The following is a 23,433-nucleotide window of genomic DNA, read 5'->3' as shown; positions in this document are numbered from 1 at the left end:
GAAGAACTCTTTGATGATCCGTGCGGCCTCATCCATCATGTCTTTCAGTAGATATCGATGTTGAAGGAATATATCCCGCAACCCCTCGTCGATTGTAAAGATGACATGGCGATGGTTCACCTGTATCACCTCGTTTGCCAAGATGCGACTCCACTCTTCACTCTCACCTACTGAACATGTCGTACAGAATCTACCTTTGCAGCGGTAGGCCACCTTTTTAGTATGATGGCATCCCTCACACACAAACAATTTGAATCCATTGACAACCTTTCCGCACCCTTGAAATTTTTTGATCTCTTTCAAGACCACCGGTCTTATAAGTCTGCGATGCTTTTGAACAAACTTCTCCCAATGACGATTCTGATCAAAGAAAATCTGCTTAAGAATATTTGTCTCCATAAAATCAAAATACCATGAACACTGGGCTCATGGCATCAAAAATTATATACTTTCTTATCTTTAAAAAAAGCTCCCCAGGGGGAGCTTTGGATTACCACCAAACAATCGTTAAGAATGTGATGACAAATGTAAAACCGAATAGTGCACCGCTGTATAAGAAGAAAGCAGCGACGTTGTGACCTTTATCACTCATGTGCATGAAATAGTAAAGTTGTAGAACAACTTGAACTGCAGCAAGAAGTAATAGAACAGGACCTACGTAGAATGCTGACATTCCTGAAGCGACAGCTGCGAAAGCAACAAATGTTAAGAAAATCATGATCGCAAAAGTGACAACTTGCATTTGCATCGCTTTCGAACGCTTGCGACGTGCATATTCAAATTGAGTTTTGTTCTGCGCAACTACTTGTGTATCGTGACCCATCTTAACCCATCACTCCCATCAAGTATACTACTGTGAAGATGAATACCCACACAACGTCGATAAAGTGCCAGTATAGAGAAGCAGTATAATATTTTTGAGCTGTATAGACAGACAATCCACGTTTTGCGTTTCGTAGCATTAGAAGAATAATCCATCCAAGACCAATGACTACGTGCACTCCGTGTGTTCCTACTAATGTAAAGAAGGAAGAAGAAAATGCACTATGTGAATAATGGAAGCCTAAATGTACATAGTGATTGAACTCATAAATCTCAAGAAGTAAGAACCCAAGACCCAAGATGACTGTAACAGCCATCCAGGTTTGAACTCCACGGAAATTGAAGTTCTTCATGTGATACATTGCGTACACAGACGTTAATGAAGATGTTAAAAGTAACATCGTCATTAAGAATACAAGTGGCAGTCCTTCACTGAACAATGATTGTGTAGTGAATTCCATACCTTCCGGCCCTTTATTTTTAAGAGCTAAGAATGTTGCGAAAAGACTTGCGAATAATACAGTCTCTCCACCAAGGAATAACCAGAAACCTAAGAACTTATTACGCCCTTCAAGGTTTGCTGTTTCCGGGTGTTCAGGCCAAGTTTGTGGGGTATATTTAATTTCTTCAGCCATTAGTTTTTACCCCCTTTGTCGTCCATTAAATCTTCTTTATGAATGTGATAACCGTGGTCATCTTTCCAAGAACGAACGCCCATTGATACAAGAGTAATTCCTAAACCAATCACAAGAACTGGAACAGCCCATGTTTTTTCACCATTGTATAGAGCACCAAATGCTGCAACAAACAGACCTACTGACATCACGAATGGGATAAAGGAGTTGTTAGGCATGTGAATATCGCTAAGTGGCTCAGCGTAAGACATTCCCTCTTTGTTCCCTTCTTGCTTTTCGATCCAGAACGTATCAAGACCACGAACAAGTGGTGTACGTTTGAAGTTATAGAACGGTACTGGTTGTGGAATAGCCCACTCAAGTGTACGTCCATCTTCCCATGGATCTGTTCCTGCTGGAACGTTTTGTACAATAGTTTTCACGATATTAACAATTAATATGATAACACCGATGGCCATCAGAATAGCTCCCAATGAACTGATTAAGTTGAATAGGTCCCAACCTTGGTCGCCTACGAACGTAAACACACGACGTGGCATCCCCATGAGTCCTAAGAAGTGTTGAATAAAGAATGTTGCATGGAATCCTAAGAAGAAAAACCAGAATGTGATTTTCCCTAATTTCTCATCTAACATTTGGTTAAACATCAACGGCCAGTATAAGTGAAGTGCCGCTAAAATCGCTAGTACTACCCCACCGACGATTACGTAGTGGAAGTGAGCTACGATAAAGTACGAATCGTGTAGCTGATAATCAAGTGGTGCAGCTGCCTGCATAACACCTGTTACTCCACCTGCTACGAACGATGGAATAAATCCTAATCCGTAAAGCATTGGCGTTGTTACTTTAATGCTACCGCCCCAAATCGTGAGAAGCCAGTTGAAGATTTTAACACCTGTTGGTACGGCAATCGCCATTGTTGATACCGCAAAGATGGCGTTAGCTGTTGGCCCAAGACCTACTGTGAACATGTGGTGAGCCCATACCATGAATCCCAAGAAACCAATCAACACTGTCGCAAAGACCATTGCGGAATAACCGAATAGACGTTTACGAGAGAAAAGTGAGAAGATTTCAGAGAAGATACCAAATGCCGGTAAAATCAGAATGTATACTTCCGGGTGACCAAAGATCCAGAATAAGTGCTCCCAGATAATCGTATTTCCACCCATTGTGTGGTCAAAGAAGTTTGCTCCAAACATACGGTCAAAGATTAAGAAGAATAAACCGATTGTTAATGGCGGGAATGCAAAAAGAATAAGTGCTGACGCTACAAATGTAGTCCAAGTGAAAAGTGGCATACGCATGTAAGTCATACCTGGTGCACGCATATTGATGATGGTTACGAGGAAGTTAATCCCTGCAATATACGTACCTGCACCGGAGATTTGAAGTCCGAGTGCATAAAAGTCAATTCCGGGCCCTGGTGAATACAAGGAAAGCGACGCATACGACGTCCATCCCGCATCAGGTGCTCCACCCATAAACCAAGATAAGTTAAGGAAAATTCCCCCGAAGAAGAATAACCAGAACCCAAGTGAGTTCAAGAAAGGAAATGCAACGTCACGTGCTCCAATTTGAAGTGGAACGACGGCATTCATATATCCGAACAATATAGGCATAGCGGCAAGGAAGATCATGGTCGTCCCATGCATTGTTAAAATTTCATTATATAAACCGGCACTTAAGAAATCGTTGTCCGGAACTGCTAGCTGAAGACGAATCAACATTGCCTCGATACCACCGAGGACAAAGAAGAATCCACCAGTTGCTAAATAAAGGATGGCAATTTTTTTATGGTCAACCGTTGTTAGCCAGTCCCACAATACGGAGCCAAACCCTTTTTTCTGTGCAAGTGAGCTCACAGTTTCTACCTCCTTCGACTATTACTTATTTTCTATAGTTAAGCCCATTAAATACTCTGTTAATGCATCTAACTCATCTTGTGTGAAATCATCTCCGCCATTTAAATCAGCAGCTGATGGCATTAAGTTACCTGGCTTGTATTCTTGTGGATTTTGAATCCAGTTTTGAAGATTTTCTGCATCATGCTCTAAATAACCAGCAACACGATTACGATCACCAAATGTAGCAACGTTAGGACCTTGCCCTCCCGCTGTACCCGCAGCAGAAGTTGCGTGACAACCGATACATCCAGCGTTTACGAATAACTCTTCACCTTGTACAGCTAGATCAGAAGAAGGTGCTACTGGCTCTTCAAGTGCTGCAGCAGTCCATGCATCGAAATCTTCACGGCTAAGTGTTTTTACTTTAAAGTCCATCAATGCGTGAGATGGGCCACAAAGCTCCGCACATTTCCCGTAGAATACGCCGTCTTTTAATCCTTCTGATTCCTTATCGAACTGAAGATAGAATTTGTTGACGTTTTCAACATTTGTATCTAATTTACCACCGATTGATGGAATCCAGAAAGAGTGTTTTACATCGGCAGCTTTTAAATTAAAGTATACTTTTTCACCAGTTGGAACGACTAATTCTTGAGCAGTAATGATACCTAAATCAGGATACTCAAATTCCCACCAGTATAGTTTTGCCGTTACGTTTACCGTTAATGCTGTTTTATTTCCTTCTGCATCTACTTCGTCCATACCGCTTACTTCCGCTTGCGTGTAAGTCAGCCAAACAGTTGGAACAGCTAAAATAATTAGTAAAATGATTGGAACAATCGTCCATATGATTTCTAATTTTACGTTTCCTTCGACTTGCTCAGGAATTGTATCTTCTCCCACTTTCGAGCGTCGGAATTTTATCAATGCCAAAACGTAAATCACAACTACAACAATAATAACTAATGTCATAATCGCAGTTGATAAGAGCAATAGATTGAACTGCTCTGATGCAACTGGCCCTCTAGGCGTTAATGTTGATATTTGCTCTTGGCCACATGCAGCCAAGAAAAACATGAGTGCTGCTAGCATGGAAAAGAGTCGCCATTTTTTTAGCCCTTTCATCATCGCTAAATCAAACCCCACTTTCATAGTTGTAATGTTCTTCTTTACGGATGTACTTATTCCATGATTATTTGTCTTAAATGAAGATTGCAAAAATCACAATTGCGACAAATAAAATCGTCATGTAGTTAAGTGAGTATACAAACATCTTCGTTGCCCACTTTAAATCATCTTGTGTTTGGTAGCCTTTTAATGCTAAATACAGCCAGCCAATATTGAGTGCTGTTGCAAGTACTAAAAATCCTGGGCCAAGTGAACTCAGAAGAAATGGTACCGGGAACAGAGCAATCACCCAAAGCAAGATGGAAAGCTTTGTACGTTTGAATCCTTTCACTACTGGAAGCATCGGAATGTTTGCTGCGCGATATTCTTCAGTTCGCTTCATAGCAAGCGCATAGAAATGCGGTGGTTGCCAGATAAACATAATGAGGAACAAAGCCCAAGCTTCCCAACCAAGAACTGGTTCAATCGCAGCCCATCCGATAAGCGGAGGGATGGCACCCGAGATACTACCAACAATAGTATTGCTGACATGCTTCCGTTTTGACCACATAGAATAGAGCACGACATAACTAATGATGCCGGCTAGTCCCCATATACCAGCAGATGTAGATGCCATAAATAACAATATTTCGCCTACAACGATAAGGGTTAGGGCAATCGTCAGAACCATCGGACTTGAGAATCGGCCAGTGACTGTCGGTCGTTTGCGAGTTCGTTTCATAATCGGATCGATGTCTTGATCAATCCAGTTATTCATAGCAGCTGATCCAGCAATAATGAATGCTGAGCCTGCCATCGCATATACGACTAAGTGAAAGTCTTGTATAAAGCTTCGGCCGGTCAACTGAAATGCGAGCCACATCCCTGTGAATGCTGTAATTAGATTTGAATTAACGATTCCAATCTTAATAAGTGCTAAGAAATCTTGCATCCAGGTAGTAGATTCTTCATTCGTTGACTCTACTGTTGCAGAAAGTGTCGTACCGTTCGACATGTTGCGCCTCCTTTCATCAAAGTAAGCATAATCTGCTACTATTAACTATAACTAAAAACAGCTTCAATTTCTAGTTTAGTTCCGATTATTTCGCAATTAACGGCCTACAATGTCATTTTTTCCTTAACAACTTAATAGTAATAGATTTTTGGCAGCGAGTTGTGAAGGGAAGCGTACGAATTTATGAACAAACTGTGAAATAAAAGAGGCAATTGCTTGACCCTTGTTGTTGCACGTTGTTTTTTAGGTCTATCTTCGTTATTATCAAAGAGCAAAGTACGTTCTAGAAATGAAGGTGACAGCTTGAAAATACATCCTCTATTAAAAGTTGTTTCTGTTTTAGCTTCTTTAGGGATGCTTCTTATCCTTTTAGGTGGGGCTCTTGTGACGAAAACAGATAGTGGACTTGGTTGCGGTCGGAACTGGCCGGATTGCAATGGGAATTTAATTCCTAAAGAAATTACCCCTGAAGTGTTGATTGAATTCTCCCACCGTGTAGTAACACTGGGTGTTAGTTTTTTTATTTTAGTTCTAGCGATTTGGGCATGGCGTAGAATTGGCCATGTACGTGAAACAAAATTTTTAGCCGTGATGGCAGTATTCTTTTTAGTAGTCCAAGCACTAATTGGGGCTGCACAAGTACTTTGGGGTCAAGGAGACTTCATCTTAGCCTTGCATTTCGGAATTTCACTTATTTCGTTTGCAGCTGTGCTACTCCTTACCTTACTTGTCTTTGAAGTAGATAAGAAATTTGAAACAGAAAAAATCGCCATTGGTCGAAAAATGCGATTCCACACAATTGGTGTCACTCTATACTCTTATGTAGTGATCTATAGTGGCGCACTCGTACGTCACACAGATTCCAGTCTCATCTGTCGCGATTGGCCGCTATGTCGAAACGATGAATTTGTGCTTCCATCGAATATGTATGAATGGGTGCAAATGGGACATCGCGTAGCTGCTGCACTAATTTTCTTCTGGATTCTCTACATTATGATTCATGCCATCAAAGAGTATACATCACAAAAGGTCATCTACTATGGATGGATTATCGCCTTTACACTTGTTGCCCTACAGTCTACGACAGGAATGTTGTCTGTCTTAACACGTTTAAATTTGTATGTCGCTTTATTCCATTCCTTATTTATCACATTACTCTTTGGACTTTTATGTTACATGATTCTTTTAGTTTCAAGAAATCGAGTTCATTACAAAAGATAAACGCCCCGCAGCTGCGAGGCGTTTTTTGTTACCCTTTTTCAATTTCAATCAGGAGATCTCCTGGTGAGATGGCTTCTCCAGCCACCACATGGATTTCTTGAACTGTTCCATTGAACGGCGCTTGTACAGTTGTCTCCATCTTCATCGCTTCTGTGATAAGTAGATGTTCTCCACGTTTTACTTTACTACCTTTGGAAATCGCTACTTTTAGAACCGTTCCTGGCATCGTCGCCGCGATATGACCTTCATTTCCAGGTTCTGCTTTGCGTCTAGCAACGTGGCTAACTTCAACATTCATATCTTGAATATAGATCTCACGTGGCTGTCCGTTCAGTTCAAAGTAAATGGTGCGTTGCCCTTCTAAGTTCGCATCACTAATGGAAACCAGCTTGACCATTAACGTTTTTCCTTTTTCGATATCCACTTCAATTTCTTCGCCAAGTTTCATTCCATATAGGAACGTCGGTGTATCAAGTACAGATACATTTCCAAATTGATCAACCGTCGCACGGTATTCTTCAAACACTTTTGGATACAGTAAGTGTGCAAGTACTTCATGGCTACTGACAGGTCTACCTAGCTTGTTGAAAAGCTCTTCTCGAACATTTTCAAAATCAGCGGGCTCAAGGAGTTCACCCGGACGAACTGTAATGGGTTCACGATCTTTCAATACAACTTTTTGAAGGTCTTCTGGGAATCCTCCGTACGGCTGGCCAATGTATCCTTCAAAGAATTCAATAACACTATCAGGGAAATCTATCGACTGTCCTTTCACGAGCACTGAATCTTCATCCAAATCATTTTGAACCATAAACAAAGCCATGTCCCCTACTACTTTAGAAGATGGGGTTACTTTGACGACATCGCCAAATAGCAAATTCACGCGGGAATACATTTCTTTCACTTCTTCCCAGCGCTCACCAAGACCCACTGCTTTTGCTTGTTGTTGAAGATTACTATATTGTCCACCTGGCATTTCATGGACATAAATCTCCGAGTGGGGACTCTTCATACCGCTTTCAAAGACACTATAGTATTTACGAACTTCTTCCCAATATTGAGATAGGGGTTCGAGCTCTTTAACATCTGTTAATAGTTCACGATTGGTTCCTTTTAGTGCGTATGCAAGGGAACTCGCAGATGGTTGAGAAGTTAACCCAGACATTGAACCGAGTGCTGTATCTACAATATCTACTCCCGCTTCGATGGCACGAGCATATTGGAAGATTCCGTTTCCACTTGTATCATGCGTATGAAGGTGGATCGGCAGGTCAGTCGTTTCTTTTAGCTCACTAATCAAACGGTAGGCGGCTTCAGGTTTTAACAGCCCTGCCATATCTTTAATCGCGAGTATATGGGCACCTGCAGCTTCCAGCTCTTTTGCCATATCTTTATAGTACTGCGTCGTATACTTCTGGCGACTAGCATCTAAAATGTCACCTGTATAACAGATGGCTGCTTCTGCAATTTTCCCAGCTTGACGCGTTGCATCAATGGCGACTTCCATTCCTTTGATCCAGTTCAAGCTATCGAAGATACGGAAAACGTCAATTCCAGCATCTGCAGATTTTTGAACGAACTCCCGAATGACATTGTCAGGATAGTTTTTATAACCTACCGCATTTGCTCCACGAAGAAGCATTTGGAACATCACATTTGGAATTTGCTCACGAAGTGTGAGTAAACGATCCCATGGATCTTCTTTCAAGAATCGGTAGGCTACATCAAATGTCGCCCCACCCCACATTTCAAGTGAAAAGGCATCTCGTAGGTCATGAGCCGTTTGATTCGCAATTTGGTACATATCGTAAGAACGCACACGCGTCGCTAATAAGGACTGATGAGCATCTCGGAAAGTTGTATCTGTGATCAACACATCTTTTTGTTCTTTAATCCATTTTACGACAGCATCTGCACCTTCTGTATCAAGAAGCTGTTTCGTCCCTTGAAGGGTGGATATGTCTGTCAGGATGTCAGAACGTTTCGGAATATGAAACAGCGGTTTTGGCTTACGTTCAATTCCTGGGAAGCCGTTGATGGTAATATTCCCGATATACGTCAATAATTTTGTGCCGCGGTCTTGTCGTGATGGGAATAAGAACAATTCCGGTGTGGTATCAATAAAGCTGGTATTAAACTTTCCTTCTAAAAAGTTTGGATGTTTGACGACGTTCTCTAAGAACGGAATATTCGTTTTAATTCCACGAATACGGAATTCTTGAAGGTTACGATCCATTTTAGAAGCCGCTTCTTTAAACGTCATACCCCAAGTTGATACTTTTACAAGAAGAGAATCATAGTAAGGTGTGATCACGGCACCTTGGAAGCCGTTACCTGCATCTAGACGTACACCAAATCCCCCACCAGAACGATAAACCATTAATTTACCTGTATCTGGCATAAATTGGTTCAAAGGATCTTCTGTTGTGACACGTGATTGTATCGCATAACCAAATAAAGGAATCGCATCTTGAGCAGGAATGCCCATTTCTTCGCTTGTTAGACTAAGACCACAAGCAATGCGAATTTGTGCATGCACTATATCCACGCCTGTAATCATTTCTGTAATGGTATGCTCAACTTGAATACGCGGATTGACTTCAATAAAGTAAAACTCGTCATCTGTTACTAGAAATTCTACTGTCCCCGCATTGACGTAGCTAACATTATTCATTAATCTCACTGCTGCATCACAAATCTCATCACGCAGTTCTTTACTTAAAGAGTTCGAAGGTGCAATCTCAACGACTTTTTGGTGACGACGCTGTATCGAACAATCTCGTTCATATAAATGAATAAGGTTGCCATGTGTGTCTCCAAGAATTTGTACTTCAATGTGTTTCGGCTTGTCGACAAATTTTTCGACATATACTTCGTCTGAACCAAACGCTGCTTTCGCTTCAGACTTTGCTCGGTCATATGCTTCTTGTAAATCGTCTTTTGTAGGCACGACACGCATTCCGCGTCCGCCTCCCCCCAATGATGCTTTAATCATCAGTGGATAGCCATATGTAACTCCAAAAGCTTGTAACTCTTCTAAAGAACCTATGGGTCCATCACTACCTGGAATTACAGGTATTCCTGCAGAAATGGCTTGGTCACGTGCTTTTACTTTGTCACCAAACATATCGAGATGTTTGGAAGTAGGTCCAATGAATATAATACCTTCTTCTTCACAACGACGAGCAAACTCGACGTTTTCTGATAAAAAACCATACCCTGGATGGATAGCGTCGGTATTTGAATCTTTTGCAATTTGAATAATATGTTCAATATCTAGATAAGCATCAATCGGCTTCTTGCCTTCCCCAACAAGATACGACTCATCCGATTTAAAACGATGAAAAGATCCACTATCTTCACGGGAGTAGATGGCAACGGTTCGAATCCCAAGTTCTGTACAAGCTCTAAAAATACGAATAGCAATTTCTCCACGGTTAGCTACTAAAATCTTATTAATATTCTCCACTTTTCATCGCCACCTCAACATTCAATTTTTATATTTCTCATATTTTGCAAACATTGATACATTCATTAAAATACCGAGTGATGCAGAGAAGAGAATCAAAGCAGTACCTCCATAGGAGATGAATGGCAATGGTACCCCAGTAAGTGGAATAATACCCAGCATACCTCCAAGATTCACAAATGTCTGGAATCCAAAAATGGATGCTATCCCTGCAGCAATCATTCTTCCGTGAGGATCTTTTCCAGTTAGCGCAATGTGTAACCCTTTAAAGACAAGGAAGAAGATACCGAGAAGGATGATAACTACACCGATGATGCCAAGTTCTTCTGCAATCACAGCCATAATAAAGTCCGTATGCGGTTCAGGAAGATACCCATATTTTTGATTCGAGTTCCCAAGTCCAAGACCCGTTAACCCTCCAGAACCAATCGCGAGGTACCCATTGACAATCTGATACCCAAACGTATCTTCATATGCAAAAGGGTTCAAGAATGCTTCTAATCGGCCCATTCGTCTTTCAGTAATGATAGTATCTTTAAAGAAGTATAGCAAAACACCAATTATCAGAAAAGCGCCAATTATTAGTCCGAGTAATTTTGAGAACACATTAAAACGAACTCCACTGGCAATAATCACTGTAATACAAGTGAAAATGATAATGATAGAATTCCCAACATCCGTCTCTAACATAATGGACATCACAGCGAGTGCCATCACAATAATCGGAGGATAAATGGAATCTTTTAAACTGTTTAACGTCCCTTTTTGAATTTTTTTAGCGAACAAGCCAGAAAAATAAAGTATCAGAACAATCTTAGCGACTTCAGAAGGCTGTAAATTCAACGGTCCGAGATATAGCCAACTCTGCGACCCACTCGCTCCACCACTTCCAATCAAATGAACGAGAACCAGTAGCGAAAACATCACAGTCAACATCAACAGCATCATCCATTTATTCTTGTAATGTTTATATGGAAAAAGGGACATTAGAAAGAACACAGGAACTGCGATAAATAAATTCATTTTTTGCTGCTGATAGAAAAAATCTGGACTTCGATCATACCGGTCGACAGCCCAAAAATAAGAAGAGCTATAGATCATCACGAGGCCAAATGCACAGAGAAGTATGTAGACAAATGCGATTGAAAAATCGGCATTCGCAAAATATCGTTTCAAATAAGTTTTCATCATTTATTCACCTTATCTTGTTGGATTGAGTAGTATGGGTAAGGTTTTGCATAGTAAAAAAACTCAAACAATGGTGTTTGAGTTCATTTACGATCCGTATACGTTTCATGAAGCAGTGACATTTCTTTCTCAAGGCAATCGAGAATGACTTTTCCTTCTTCACGTTGAATTAAGCCGAGTTTTACGGCAAAATCAATTTCTCTGGATAACCCAAACATTTGGGTATCTAAAACCTCTTCATAGAGAGGACATTGTGGCATCGTTAAATTGTCCAGCTGTACTCGAATCAATTGAGCAATTTTATCCGCGTCACCTTGTAAAAGTTCGAGTGCTTTTTCACGATATGATTGCTCCATTTGTATATCCATATGAGGACGCCCCCATCATAAAATTTCTAGTTTAACTTATTAAAGTGTATCTTTCTAGCAGTAAAATTGCAAGTAAGGATAAGTTGCTTGGAAGGAAAAATACTTTGTCACATCTCTTTTTCAAGGTATACTTACAAAAGACATGAAATTTGGAGGGTATTAAAATGGAAATGATTATTCCGGTAAAAGGTAACGTTAAATTTCCAATCACAATTGATCCAACAGTATGGATTTTTGATGATCGCAAAGTAGATTTAGATGAATTTTTCAGCGAACAATATAAAGAAGTGAATGCAGAAGAGGAGTATACAGACGTGACTTCTAAGCAATGGTCACGCGAAATCACCGAAGGCGCTGTGTTTCCTCCGACACTCAAATCCGAAAAAAAATATGAGCGGACGAAACTCTTAACAAACTCATATGCGATGGCCATTCAACCATTCATCCAAAATGCAGAGCCCCTATCTTCAGCAACTTATTTAGTCGTCGAAGGAGAAGAGGAAGTTCGCTATCCACTTAGTGAGATAGCTTCTCTCCTTGTTCAATTCAGTGAAAAAGGAAAACCACTAAAAGAAGACGGGCCTGTTTATCTGCTTCATAAAGATGGGAGCAATTTAACTGCTCCATTAAAACACGTCCGTGCATTCCGGGTAGAATGATATGAGAGTAAAATGTGTGATTTGTGATGAGATAGGACGCCTAGATGATAACTTGCCGCTTGCCAAAAAGCTTCGCAATCGGCCCATTCATACGTACATGTGCCCGACATGTTCGGAACGTATTAGAGAACGTACAGAAGCACGACTTGCCACAGGAAATTTTCACTTTTATAGAAGTTCGCATCCAGCTGAATCAGAGTTTTAAAAAATCCCAAGAGACCGAGTCTCTTGGGATTTCTTTATGCCGCACTGCCTCGTTTCTCAAGACGCATACGCACTTTATAAATAATTAAAATCATAGCGGCGACGATCAGCCCTTCTACAATTGGCAAGAAAAATGCCAAAAATGTGAGAACTAAACAACCGATGAACAAAAACAAGTAAATCACAATGTTTTGACCTAAACGTAAACGTTTGGCAAACCCAAGTTTGTATACGAGCACGGACAATGCAAATATGATGAGAAACAAAACATATCCTGCAACATCAAAATTGGGCATCTGCTCATAGATAAACCGGGAAAGTGCGGACATCCGGCCAAAGACAAATTCTTGTTCTTCCACAGGAGTCACTCCTTTCTAGGATTGCTCAGCGTACTTTTGTTTCTTTGCAATGCGCTCACGTTCATTCTTATCAAGTAGCTTTTTACGTAAACGGATCGATTGAGGTGTGATTTCACAGTACTCATCGTCATTTAAGTATTCAAGAGCTTCTTCAAGAGTCATGATACGTGGCTTTTTACGCGTTGTTGTAGCTTCTTTATTGGCTGAACGAATGTTGTTCGCAGCTTTCACTTTCGTGATGTTAACAGTTAAGTCGTTGTCACGCGTGTGCTCCCCAACAATCATCCCTTCATAAATGTCTGTACCTGGCTCAACAAAGATGGTACCACGGTCTTCTACACCTAGAATTCCATATTCTGAAGCTTTTCCTGTCTCCATAGAAACAAGAACACCTTTCGAACGTCCACCTACACGACCTGAAGCCATTGGCTGGTAGCTATCGAATGTGTGGTTGATGATTCCGTATCCACGTGTCAGTGTAAGGAAATCAGTTGTGTACCCAATCAATCCACGAGCAGGTACCATGAAGATCAAACGCACTTGACCTGATCCATTGTTAACCATATCGAGCATTTCACCTTTACGCTCACCCATCGATTCAATAATTGAACCTGTATGTTCTTCTGGAATATCAATTTGTACACGTTCAACTGGCTCCATACGAACGCCGTCAATCAAACGAACGATAACTTCTGGTTTTGAAACTTGGATTTCAAATCCTTCACGGCGCATGTTCTCAATCAAGATGGATAAGTGAAGCTCTCCGCGTCCTGAAACGACCCATGCGTCTGGAGAGTCTGTCTCTTCTACACGTAAAGAAACATCTGTTTCAAGTTGTGCAAGAAGACGCTCTTCAATCTTACGAGCAGTTACCCATTTCCCTTCGCGGCCTGCAAATGGACTATTGTTCACTAGGAACGTCATTTGAAGAGTTGGCTCATCAATACGAAGAATTGGCAATGCCTCCGGATGTTCGATTGGACACACGGTTTCTCCTACGTTAATGTCTTCCATTCCTGAAACTGCAATCAAATCTCCAGCTTTCGCTTCTTGGATTTCAATACGTTTAAGACCCATGAAACCAAACATTTTGGTTACTCGGAAATTCTTCACCGTGCCATCAAGTTTCATAAGTGAAACTTGTTGACCCACTGTCATCGTTCCACGGAACACACGTCCGATACCAATACGCCCCACGTAATCATTATAATCAAGTAAAGCAACTTGGAACTGAAGTCCTTCGTCGCTGTTATCGATTGGTGCTGGGATTTTTTCTACAATAGCGTCATAGATGACCTGCATGTTTTCTTCTTGATCTGCAGGGTCAGAAGAAAGACTAGCTGTACCGTTGATTCCAGATGCATAGATAACAGGGAATTCTAATTGGTCATCGTTCGCATCAAGTTCAATAAATAATTCAAGAACTTCGTCAACTACTTCTTCAGGACGCGCGAAATCACGGTCAATTTTATTAACAACAACGATAGGCTGTAGGTTTTGTTCTAAAGCTTTTTTCAATACGAAACGTGTTTGTGGCATACAACCTTCGTATGCATCAACAATTAATAGAACACCATCTACCATTTTCATGATACGTTCTACTTCTCCACCAAAGTCAGCGTGACCAGGTGTATCTAGAATGTTAATTTTCGTATCTTTATACTGAATCGCGGTATTTTTAGCTAAAATCGTAATTCCGCGCTCTCTCTCGATGTCATTTGAGTCCATTGCACGCTCTTCCACATGTTCATTTGAACGAAACGTACCTGATTGTTTTAACAATTGGTCTACTAACGTTGTTTTACCATGGTCAACGTGAGCAATAATAGCGATATTACGTAAATCTTGACGAGTATTAGTCATTTTTCCACTCCATATTCTTTTTTCGAGTCCATAACTGTGATATTATAGCACAGATGAATAGAGAAAAACACCCTTAGAGTTTTTCCTATAAGGAGGAAAACATCCATGAAAAACGTCAAATGGATATTTGTTATGTATTCATTCCTTGCCATCTTTGCGATGGCATCCATTGGGGTTGCTGTTTCTTTCCGTAGTGTACCGTTTATTCTACTTGCAATCCTCTTGCTTGTTGCTGTAATGGGCATGGGCTTTAAAAAGAAAAAAGAGTACCGCGAAAAAGGATTACTCGATTAAAAAAGCTGCCGATGGCAGCTTTTTATTTTACCAAATAGTCCTCGATAAGTTCCTTATATAGCGAAGCGTTCGCTATAATAAAAGGTTGTTTTTTCATCAAATCAAACGGCTTCCCGTGAAGTGTTCCACAAATCGCCCCTACTTCTTGTGCAATCACCATACCTCCTGCCACATCCCATGCGGACAATCGCATCGAGAAATAAGCATCAAGCCGACCTGTCACGACATAACTGATTTCTAAAGCAGCTGAACCGTAGGAACGTGTTCCCCGAACTCGCTGAATGAGTTTCGTAACCCGCTCATGGTCAATATGCCGATTCGGAGCTACCCACGAAGCATTGACCCCAATTAGCGCGTCTTCAAATCGCACAGGTGGAAGTTTTGGAATCGGTTGTCCATTGATGGTAGCCCCTTGCCCTTGTACTGCAGCAATCATTTCTCCTGTCATCACTTGATAGATATACCCGAGCATACCCATACCGTCCACATAAACCCCTAACGTAATACAGAAGTTTCGGTGCTGATTAATAAAATTTGTAGTCCCGTCAATTGGATCGACAATCCAAACCACTCCATTTAAATGTTGGATCGAATCACCAAACCCTTCTTCCCCTAAAATGCGATGTTCCGGATAAGCTTCATTTACTTCCTTAACGAAAAATTGTTCAATTTCCATATCCATATTTGTCACGAGGTCAGAGGACGATGATTTTTCCATGACCTTTATAGTTTCGTTTAGGGAGTGTTTAATTCGCTCTCCCGCTTCTCGAATGGTTTTTTGAGCAAATTGATCAATTGCGTGAACATCCACAAACTTCCCTCCTCAATCTCTTCTCGTTTCTATGAAACAAAAAAAGCACTCTCTGGCATCTGCATGTCAGCGAGTACTTTATAGATGACATATGTTCATTTTACACCGATAGCTCCTGAATTTCATTTGTGATGTCTCTTAATTTATGTTTGACCCCTTCGATCTCAGCGACATCGTTTCGAGACATTGCGTCATGAAGAGTAGCCAGGAAATAATCTAAGTCAAGTTCTAACAGATATTTACGTTCACGGTCCATTTCATCTTTTCTGACGATGTGAATGACTTGGCGCATTTTACTCCCCCCTCTTCTCGAAGTTCTTATTACAGGATTTTTACCCGCATTTGATTTACACTAAACCTAGTGGAAAGGAGTTTTTTTATGGGATATTGGACAACGAAAGATTTTAATGTATTTAAGAAAGAAGGGCTCGACGCACGCATGGAAGGCTTGGATATGCAAATCCGTCCAAAATTTCATGAGCTTGGCGAAGAATTTTCCGAAGAACTGGCGGCAAAGCTTGGCCGTGAGATGTTTCCCCATGTAGCAAAACATGCCCGTCGAACAGTCAACCCACCTAAGGATAGTTGGGTCGCGTTCGCTCCTTATAAAAGAGGCTATAAAGCACTTCCCCACTTCCAAATTGGATTATGGGAAAGTCATCTGTTCATCGTTCTAGCTGTCATTTATGAAGTGCCCTCTAAGACAGCCATTGCTGACAAACTGATGAAACAAACTTCCTTAGTAACTAATCTACCAGGTGACTTCGTGATATCTGGCGACCATATGAAACCGGATGCGGAGAGCATCACGAAAGATCATGTCGCTCATTACCTCACAGGGCTTTCTACAGTGAAAAAGGCGGAACTTGTCATAGGAAGACACATTGCCCGTGAAGAGGCGGTTAAACTATCAAAGAAAGAGTTTAAACAACTTGTAAGTGATACATTTGAAGAGTTGCTTCCTCTCTATCAAAAAATGACGGAAGTCTAAAAAGCTTCGCTTTCAAAAGAGACTCATCTCTTGAAAGCGAAGTTCGTTTATTTTCTCAACTTAATCGGGGTTTGTCCCTCTTTCGCAGCTTTCACAGCAGGATATGCAGCGTACCCACTGACTTCTTCAAACTCTCGAAACACAGTCTTTTCTTCGGCAATCGATCGCACCACCGTTTTAAAATCCCGATACTTCTTCATAAATGTTTCTCCAGTCACACCTTGTTCATACACTTTTTCGATGGTCTCATAAAAGCTGACCACTTTGATAATTTCTTCGGTTGTCCAATCAAAATCAAGAGGATAACTATATTCTTTACTCATGTTCACACCACTTTCTTTTCACTTCGTTGATTTCTTCTGTAAACTGAGCAAACAAGTCTGCAACGGTTGGACAATCATCAATTAAACCAACTACCTGCCCTGCCCAACCAAATCCTTTTTCTTCATTTCCCTCATAAATAAATTGTTTATTCGCTTCTCCACTTATAAAGTCTTTTAATGCTTCATACGTTGGCGATACTTTTTCTATCTCAAGTATGCGTTCTGTAAAAGAGGATTTTAATACACGAGCTGGTGCACCAATGGACCTTTTAATAACAACCGTGTCCTGTTCAGACGCTTGAAGGATTGCTTCTTTATACGCTTCTGACGCATGAACACACTCTTTGGTCGCAATAAACCGCGTCCCCATCTCAACCCCTTCTGCTCCTAATGCAAGTGCAGCCATTACCCCGTAACCGTCCGCTATGCCACCTGAAGCAATCACAGGAATGGAGACAGATTGGGCGACTTTTCGAATCAGAACTTGTGTGCCCACATCATCTCGTCCTAAATGGCCACCACCTTCTTGTCCGACAACCATAACTGCATCTGCGCCCAATGATTCCGCTTTTATTGCTTGTCGAACAGCAGCCACAAGAACCAGCTTCTTTATCGAAGTCCCTTCTAGCATCTCAAAAATTGGCGCAGGATTTCCTCCAGTCATCGTGACGACAGGAACATCCTCATCAATCGCCACTTGCACCATATGCTCAAACGGACGACCATGTTGACCAATCGCAAAATTAACACCGAACGGTTGATTGGTCAACGTACGCACACGTTGAATCTCATCGCGCAATGCTTCCGGGCTCGGTAAACTCATCGCAGTAATCTGTCCAAGGCCTCCCGCATTGGATACAGCACCACATAAATCGGAGTAGGCTAAATAGGCAAGTCCTCCTTGGATAATCGGCAATTTGATAGATAATAAATCCGTTATACGTGTCTTCATGACATCCCCTCCTTTTCCTCAGTCTATCAATTTTTTTCTTTCAATAATAGCTTGGAAATGCTATACTTCACTTGTTTTCAATTCTAACAAGTTAGGTGGTTAGCACGTTGTCACAATTAGAAACTCCCTTGTTCGATGCACTTCTCAAGCACCGTAACAGGCATCCGATTCAGTTCCACATTCCTGGCCATAAAAAGGGGCAGGGAATTGACCCGGCTTTTCGAGAGTTCGTTGGCGATAATGTATTGTCGATCGATTTAATTAATATTGCCCCTTTAGATGATCTTCACTCGCCAAAAGGGGCAATTAAAAAAGCACAACACCTTGCAGCTGAAGCCTTTGGGGCAGATGCTACATTTTTCTCTGTCCAAGGAACAAGCGGTGCCATTATGACGATGATTTTAACGATCTGCGGTCCTGGAGATAAAATTCTTGTCCCTAGAAACGTACACAAATCCATCATGTCCGCCATTGTTTTTGCCGGAGCAATTCCTATTTTCATTCACCCAGAAGTGGATACAGAACTAGGTATTTCGCACGGAATTTCTGCTGAATCTGTGGAAAAGGCCTTAAATGCCCACCCAGACGCGAGTGGATTACTGGTGATCAATCCAACTTATTTTGGATTTGCAGCAGACTTAAAGCGGATTGTAGATCTTGCGCATAGCCGCGGCGTTCCGGTAGTCGTGGATGAAGCACATGGTGTCCACATACACTTTTACGATAAATTGCCGATTTCCGCCATGGCAGCAGGTGCCGATATGGCAGCAACGTCTGTGCATAAACTTGGTGGTTCAATGACGCAGACCTCGGTATTGAATGTACGAGAAGGTCTTGTGTCATCGAAACGTGTGCAATCCATCCTATCCATGTTAACGACTACATCGACTTCTTACCCGTTACTTGCATCACTCGATACAGCAAGGCGCCAACTGGCCATCCACGGTCATGATTTGTTGGAACAAGCTGTCCGCATTGCGAAAGATGCACGCAAGCGAATCAATCTCATTCCTCACCTATATTGTGCAGGAACTGAAAAGTTAACAACCTCAGCTACGTACGATATGGATCCGACAAAAATCTTAATTAGTGTGAAAGATTTAGGCATCACTGGATATGAAGCAGAGAAATGGTTACGCGAAAAAGCGAATATTGAAGTTGAACTTTCCGACCTATATAATATTCTTTGTTTAATTACACTGGGAGATACACGCAAAGAGGTGAATCTTTTAGTCAATGCACTTAAACGTATGGCAGATGCCTATGAGTCAGAAGCAACAGTCAAAGAATCACTTGTCACCATTCCTGAGATTCCTGCACTTGCAATGTCTCCACGCGATGCTTTCTATGCTGAAACAGAAACCATTGAACTGACAGAGAGTGCTGGTAGAATTTCTGCAGAGTTCGTCATGGTCTACCCACCTGGGATTCCAATATTCATTCCAGGGGAAATCATTACACAAGACAATATTGACTATATCCATATGAATATCGAAGCAGGCCTTCCTGTCCAAGGCCCGGAAGATGATACTTTAAAAACCATTCATGTTATTAAAGAAGCGAAAGCTATCTACTAAAAAAAGAACCCCTCCGGGTTCTTTTTTATTCAGGTACTGAAATTGTAGTTGGATCGACGAAGGAATACCCTTGTTCTTTTAATCCAGTTACGATGGTTTCTAGTGCAGCAGCCGTCCATTCACGATCATGCATCAAGAGGTTGGCACCATTTGTTAAGTAAGGTGTATTTACCATAATATCCGCTAGTGCTTTAGGGTCCCGGTAGTATTTTTCCCAGTCATACCCGTAAGTCCAGTTCATCAGTAGCATTCCTTCTTGCTGCACAAGTGCTCGACTGAAGTCCGTGTTAACTCCAAATGGCGCACGGAAGAATTTAGGTTTTTCACCAAGGACCTCTTCAATTGTTTGATTGAGAACAAGAATTTCTTGTTGTTGCTGTTCTTCACTACTATCTTTTAAATTGGCATGTGTTTGTGTATGGTTACCAATTGCAAATCCCATTTCATGAATGGCTTTCAATCGTTCTTTTTCTTCATCTGTGTCTATAAAATGACCATTGACAAAGAAGATTGCAGGTACATCCAATTGCTTCAATGTTTCAGCCATCTCAACGCTATATGTATCAGGTGCATCATCAATTGTAAGTAAAACCACTTTTTCATTTGCATCCGCAATCGGCTTTAGCGTCCAGTTCGCTTCTGAAATCTCATAGAGTGGTGCTTGTGGCTCTTCTTCAACTTGCTCTTCTGGTTCCGGCGCTTCTTCTGTATCTTCCACCGCTTCTTCTACTTCTTCCACTTTTTGCTGCTCTTCTAATTGTTGTCCTTCTTCATTTCCACAAGCTGCTAGGAATAGCACGAGCGCAGCGGATGAGACAAGATGCTTTTTCATAGATGTATTCCTCCAAAAGTTAAGATTCCACTTCTTACTGTAGCACAAAAAAAGTCCTGCCACATCGGGCAGGACAAAAAAGAACTTATTTACTTAAGATGTGGATTGGGTGACCCATAACCACTTCTGCAGCTTCCATTGAAATCTCACCAAGCGTTGGGTGAGCATGGATTGTCATAGCGATGTCTTCAACTGTCATGCCAGCTTCGATTGCCAGACCAAGTTCAGCAATCATATCAGATGCCCCTTGACCTACGATTTGTGCACCTAATAACAAGCCATCTTCTTTACGTGAAACAAGTTTCACGAAACCTTCTGTAGCGTCGAGTGCAAGCGCACGGCCATTTGCACCGAACGGGAATTTCCCTGCTTGTACTTCATAACCTTCTGCTTTTGCCTGCTCTTCAGATAAACCAACTGTCGCAAGTTCTGGATCTGTGAAACATACAGCAGGAATCGCTAGGTAATCAACAACTGATTTTTCTCCAGCGATCGCTTCAGCTGCCACTTTACCTTCATAAGAAGCCTTGTGTGCAAGCTGAGGTCCTGCCACGATATCTCCAATTGCATAGATGTTATCTACACTTGTACGGCACTGGTTGTCAACTTCGATCAGTCCACGCTCACCGAATTTGATACCCACTTCTTCCAGTCCGATTTCATCTGTGTTTGGACGGCGACCAACAGTGACTAAAGCATAGTCTGCTTCTACTGTTTTTTCTTCTCCGCCTACTTCATATGTGACAGTAACGCCAGAGTCTGTTTCTACTACACCTTTAGCAGATGCTTTGACAACGACTTCAACGCCTTTTTTCTTCAAGCCTTTTTTTACGATTTGTGTCATTTGTTTTTCGAAACCAGCTAAGATATCATTTCCACCTTCGATGATGGTTACTTCTGAACCGAGGTTTGCATACGCAGTACCTAATTCAGTACCGATGTACCCACCGCCGATAACAACGAGTTTCGCTGGAACTTCTTCAAGTGCGAGGGCACCTGTAGAGTTGATGACACGTTTCGAATATTTAAATGATGGAATCTCAACCGGACGTGATCCTGTTGCGATAATCGCGTTTTTAAATTTATATGTTTGCGCACTGTCCTCTTTCATGATGCGAACTGTGTTGGCATCCACAAAGTAAGCTTCGCCTTCCACAACTTCTACACCATTACCTTTAAGAAGACCTGATACACCGCCAGTTAACTTTTTCACAACGCTATTTTTGAATTCTTGTGCTTTTGAGAAATCAATTTTAACGTCAGAAGCTGTAATCCCCATGTTGTCGGAGTGTTTTGCTTGTTCGAAGCGGTGACCGACAGAAATCAATGCTTTAGATGGAATACAACCAACGTTTAAACAAACGCCACCAATATGTTCTTTCTCTACAACTGTAACCTTTTGTCCAGTTTGCGCTGCACGAATTGCCGCTACGTATCCTCCAGGGCCTGATCCAATGACCAGTGTATCTACTTCGATTGGGAAATCTCCTACTACCATAGTTTTACGCCTCCATTAATAGATGTTCTGGGTTACCCAGTAATCGTTTGATATGATTCAGCGCATGTTGGGCAGTTGCACCATCCACCATACGGTGATCAAAGCTCAATGATAATGCTAACACAGGTGCTGCTACAATTTCACCATTTTTAATGACAGGCTTCTCAGAAATTCGACCAATTCCGAGAATAGCTACTTCTGGATGATTGATAACCGGAGTGAACCACTGGCCACCTGCTGATCCGATATTCGTAATTGAACAAGAGGCACCTTTCATCTCCTGTGGACTTAATTTTCCGTCACGTGCTTTCGTTGCTAATGTATTGATTTCGTCAGAAATTGCAAACATCGATTTGCGATCTGCATTTTTGATAACTGGGACTAGGAGCCCTCTCTCAGTATCTGCTGCAATTCCGATGTTGTAGTAGTGCTTGTGAACGATTTCTTGTGAATCATCATCATAGGAAACATTTAGCGCTGGGAATTCACGAAGCGTGCTCACAAGTGCTTTCACTACATATGGAAGGTACGTCAATTTGACTTCTTTCTCAGCTGCAATCTCTTTAAATTTCTTGCGGTGTGCAACAAGTTCCGTTACATCCACTTCGTCCATTAACGTAACATGTGGAGCTGTATGTTTTGAGTGCACCATTGCTTTTGCGATTGCTTTACGAATACCTGAGATTTTCTCACGTGTTTCTGGGAACTCACCTTCAGAAACTTGTGGCGATGATTTTTTCTCTGTCGCGCTTGATTCTTGTGAAGCTTCTTTTGGGGCTTCTGTTGTTTCAGACGCAGGAGATTTCTGCTCTCCATTCATAAAACTTTCCACATCTTCTTTCATGATGCGGCCATTTTTTCCGCTGCCTGTTACTTCCGTAATCGCAACATCGTTGTCACGTGCGAATTTGCGTACAGACGGCATTGCTATAATACGCTCTGAACCTTTAGGTTTCTCCTGTGAAGTGGTGTCATCTGGCACGTCTACTGAAGTGTCTTTTTCTTCTGCAGGTGCTTCCTTCTTGTCAATATCTTGGCCAGCTTCAGCCGTTGCTTGAACTTGTTCTTCTGTTTTAGATGCTTCTTCTTTTTTAGCAGGGGCGTCGTCTTTGTCGTCTCCCTTGAATTTCAAATCTTCATAACCTGGTGCGTCGATGCGAACAAGTACATCACCTACGACAGCAACTGTACCTTCCTCGACTAAAACTTCTTCGACTTTCCCTTTTACTGGAGAAGGAATCTCTACGACAGCTTTATCATTTTGTACTTCACAAAGGATGTCGTCTTCGTTGATCTCATCGCCCGCTTTTACGAACCACTTTACGATTTCTCCTTCGTGAATACCTTCACCGATATCTGGTAAACGAAATTCAAATGCCACTATGCCTCACCCTTTCG

24 protein-coding genes are annotated in these 23,433 nt (G+C 41.6%); 6 read left to right on the top strand and 18 right to left on the bottom strand.

The window, feature by feature from the left end:
• From ACFO0S_RS01355 to cyoE, 6 genes are all read right to left on the bottom strand, one after another.
• The coding region (locus tag ACFO0S_RS01355) for a transposase zinc-binding domain-containing protein (protein WP_378139368.1) at positions 1–399 on the bottom strand (399 nt) is incomplete at its 3' end.
• A 91-nt stretch (positions 400–490) separates the two neighbouring features.
• On the bottom strand, positions 491–823 hold the full coding sequence (gene ctaF / locus ACFO0S_RS01350) for a cytochrome c oxidase subunit IVB (RefSeq protein ID WP_378139366.1): 333 nt from the start codon (positions 821–823) through the stop codon (positions 491–493).
• Between the two features lies 1 nt (position 824).
• Positions 825–1,457 carry a cytochrome c oxidase subunit 3 gene (locus ACFO0S_RS01345; protein WP_378139364.1) on the bottom strand — a complete coding sequence of 211 codons (633 nt, stop codon included), beginning with the start codon at positions 1,455–1,457 and terminating at the stop codon, positions 825–827.
• Positions 1,457–3,322: a cytochrome c oxidase subunit I gene (locus tag ACFO0S_RS01340; protein WP_378139362.1), complete on the bottom strand. Its 1,866-nt coding sequence runs from the start codon at positions 3,320–3,322 to the stop codon at positions 1,457–1,459. Before ACFO0S_RS01340 ends, ACFO0S_RS01345 begins: the two co-directional genes overlap by 1 nt.
• A 21-nt stretch (positions 3,323–3,343) precedes the next feature.
• Complete coding sequence (coxB, locus tag ACFO0S_RS01335; protein ID WP_378139378.1) at positions 3,344–4,432, bottom strand: cytochrome c oxidase subunit II; 1,089 nt, start codon at positions 4,430–4,432, stop codon at positions 3,344–3,346.
• Between the two features lie 73 nt (positions 4,433–4,505).
• On the bottom strand, positions 4,506–5,426 hold the full coding sequence (gene cyoE / locus ACFO0S_RS01330) for a heme o synthase (protein WP_378139360.1): 921 nt from the start codon (positions 5,424–5,426) through the stop codon (positions 4,506–4,508).
• 303 nt (positions 5,427–5,729) lie between these two features.
• On the opposite strand from cyoE, the gene ACFO0S_RS01325 reads away from it, so the two are divergent.
• Positions 5,730–6,647, top strand: coding sequence for a COX15/CtaA family protein (locus tag ACFO0S_RS01325; RefSeq protein ID WP_378139375.1), 918 nt, complete (start codon positions 5,730–5,732; stop codon positions 6,645–6,647).
• A gap of 28 nt (positions 6,648–6,675) precedes the next feature.
• Here ACFO0S_RS01325 and pyc read toward each other — a convergent pair whose 3' ends face one another.
• The 3 genes from pyc to ACFO0S_RS01310 form a co-directional block, all read right to left on the bottom strand.
• Positions 6,676–10,116, bottom strand: a complete 3,441-nt coding sequence (pyc, locus tag ACFO0S_RS01320; protein ID WP_378139357.1) for a pyruvate carboxylase — start codon at positions 10,114–10,116, stop codon at positions 6,676–6,678.
• A 21-nt stretch (positions 10,117–10,137) separates the two neighbouring features.
• A complete protein-coding gene (locus ACFO0S_RS01315; RefSeq protein WP_378139355.1) occupies positions 10,138–11,304 on the bottom strand; it encodes an FtsW/RodA/SpoVE family cell cycle protein in 1,167 nt (388 codons plus the stop codon).
• Positions 11,305–11,387: 83 nt separating this feature from the next.
• Positions 11,388–11,672: an Fpa/YlaN family protein gene (locus ACFO0S_RS01310; RefSeq protein ID WP_378139353.1), complete on the bottom strand. Its 285-nt coding sequence runs from the start codon at positions 11,670–11,672 to the stop codon at positions 11,388–11,390.
• Between the two features lie 164 nt (positions 11,673–11,836).
• On the opposite strand from ACFO0S_RS01310, the gene ACFO0S_RS01305 reads away from it, so the two are divergent.
• Positions 11,837–12,331, top strand: a complete 495-nt coding sequence (locus ACFO0S_RS01305; RefSeq protein WP_378139351.1) for a peptidyl-prolyl cis-trans isomerase — start codon at positions 11,837–11,839, stop codon at positions 12,329–12,331.
• Between the two features lies 1 nt (position 12,332).
• Positions 12,333–12,536, top strand: coding sequence for a YlaI family protein (locus ACFO0S_RS01300; RefSeq protein ID WP_378139348.1), 204 nt, complete (start codon positions 12,333–12,335; stop codon positions 12,534–12,536).
• Positions 12,537–12,570: 34 nt separating this feature from the next.
• On the opposite strand, the gene ACFO0S_RS01295 is transcribed toward ACFO0S_RS01300, so the two are convergent.
• Positions 12,571–12,894: a YlaH-like family protein gene (locus ACFO0S_RS01295; protein WP_378139346.1), complete on the bottom strand. Its 324-nt coding sequence runs from the start codon at positions 12,892–12,894 to the stop codon at positions 12,571–12,573.
• Positions 12,895–12,909: 15 nt separating this feature from the next.
• Positions 12,910–14,757 (bottom strand): translational GTPase TypA, encoded by a 1,848-nt coding sequence (typA, locus tag ACFO0S_RS01290; RefSeq protein ID WP_378139344.1) that lies wholly within the window; start codon positions 14,755–14,757, stop codon positions 12,910–12,912.
• A gap of 105 nt (positions 14,758–14,862) precedes the next feature.
• Between typA and ACFO0S_RS01285 the strand changes: the two genes are divergently transcribed.
• Complete coding sequence (locus ACFO0S_RS01285) at positions 14,863–15,051, top strand: YlaF family protein (RefSeq protein WP_378139342.1); 189 nt, start codon at positions 14,863–14,865, stop codon at positions 15,049–15,051.
• A 22-nt stretch (positions 15,052–15,073) separates the two neighbouring features.
• On the opposite strand, the gene ACFO0S_RS01280 is transcribed toward ACFO0S_RS01285, so the two are convergent.
• On the bottom strand, positions 15,074–15,862 hold the full coding sequence (locus tag ACFO0S_RS01280; RefSeq protein ID WP_378139340.1) for an inositol monophosphatase family protein: 789 nt from the start codon (positions 15,860–15,862) through the stop codon (positions 15,074–15,076).
• A 100-nt stretch (positions 15,863–15,962) separates the two neighbouring features.
• Entirely contained in the window at positions 15,963–16,154 is a 192-nt protein-coding gene (locus ACFO0S_RS01275) for a hypothetical protein (RefSeq protein ID WP_378139338.1), read from the bottom strand.
• 87 nt (positions 16,155–16,241) lie between these two features.
• On the opposite strand from ACFO0S_RS01275, the gene ACFO0S_RS01270 reads away from it, so the two are divergent.
• On the top strand, positions 16,242–16,853 hold the full coding sequence (locus ACFO0S_RS01270; RefSeq protein ID WP_378139336.1) for a YktB family protein: 612 nt from the start codon (positions 16,242–16,244) through the stop codon (positions 16,851–16,853).
• 47 nt (positions 16,854–16,900) lie between these two features.
• Here the strand turns inward: ACFO0S_RS01270 and ACFO0S_RS01265 are convergent, their stop codons facing one another.
• On the bottom strand, positions 16,901–17,176 hold the full coding sequence (locus ACFO0S_RS01265; protein ID WP_378139334.1) for a UPF0223 family protein: 276 nt from the start codon (positions 17,174–17,176) through the stop codon (positions 16,901–16,903).
• Positions 17,169–18,128: an NAD(P)H-dependent flavin oxidoreductase gene (locus ACFO0S_RS01260; RefSeq protein ID WP_378139332.1), complete on the bottom strand. Its 960-nt coding sequence runs from the start codon at positions 18,126–18,128 to the stop codon at positions 17,169–17,171. The genes ACFO0S_RS01265 and ACFO0S_RS01260 overlap by 8 nt, the downstream gene beginning before the upstream one ends.
• A gap of 107 nt (positions 18,129–18,235) precedes the next feature.
• Here ACFO0S_RS01260 and ACFO0S_RS01255 point away from each other — a divergent pair, with 107 nt between their 5' ends.
• Entirely contained in the window at positions 18,236–19,705 is a 1,470-nt protein-coding gene (locus ACFO0S_RS01255; protein WP_378139330.1) for an aminotransferase class I/II-fold pyridoxal phosphate-dependent enzyme, read from the top strand.
• 25 nt (positions 19,706–19,730) lie between these two features.
• Here the strand turns inward: ACFO0S_RS01255 and ACFO0S_RS01250 are convergent, their stop codons facing one another.
• The 3 genes from ACFO0S_RS01250 to ACFO0S_RS01240 all read right to left on the bottom strand — a co-directional run bounded on the left by ACFO0S_RS01250 (position 19,731) and on the right by ACFO0S_RS01240 (position 23,416).
• Entirely contained in the window at positions 19,731–20,537 is an 807-nt protein-coding gene (locus ACFO0S_RS01250; RefSeq protein WP_378139328.1) for a polysaccharide deacetylase family protein, read from the bottom strand.
• Positions 20,538–20,622: 85 nt separating this feature from the next.
• The gene (lpdA, locus tag ACFO0S_RS01245; RefSeq protein ID WP_378139326.1) at positions 20,623–22,035 is read right to left on the bottom strand and encodes a dihydrolipoyl dehydrogenase; all 1,413 of its coding nucleotides are present in this window, start codon (positions 22,033–22,035) and stop codon (positions 20,623–20,625) included.
• Between the two features lie 4 nt (positions 22,036–22,039).
• On the bottom strand, positions 22,040–23,416 hold the full coding sequence (locus ACFO0S_RS01240; RefSeq protein ID WP_378139324.1) for a dihydrolipoamide acetyltransferase family protein: 1,377 nt from the start codon (positions 23,414–23,416) through the stop codon (positions 22,040–22,042).
• Between the last annotated feature and the right edge of the window lie 17 nt (positions 23,417–23,433).

Source organism: Chryseomicrobium palamuruense (genome assembly GCF_042649045.1).
GTDB lineage: Bacteria > Bacillota > Bacilli > Bacillales_A > Planococcaceae > Chryseomicrobium > Chryseomicrobium palamuruense.
This window is presented reverse-complemented; position numbering and strand designations above follow the sequence as displayed.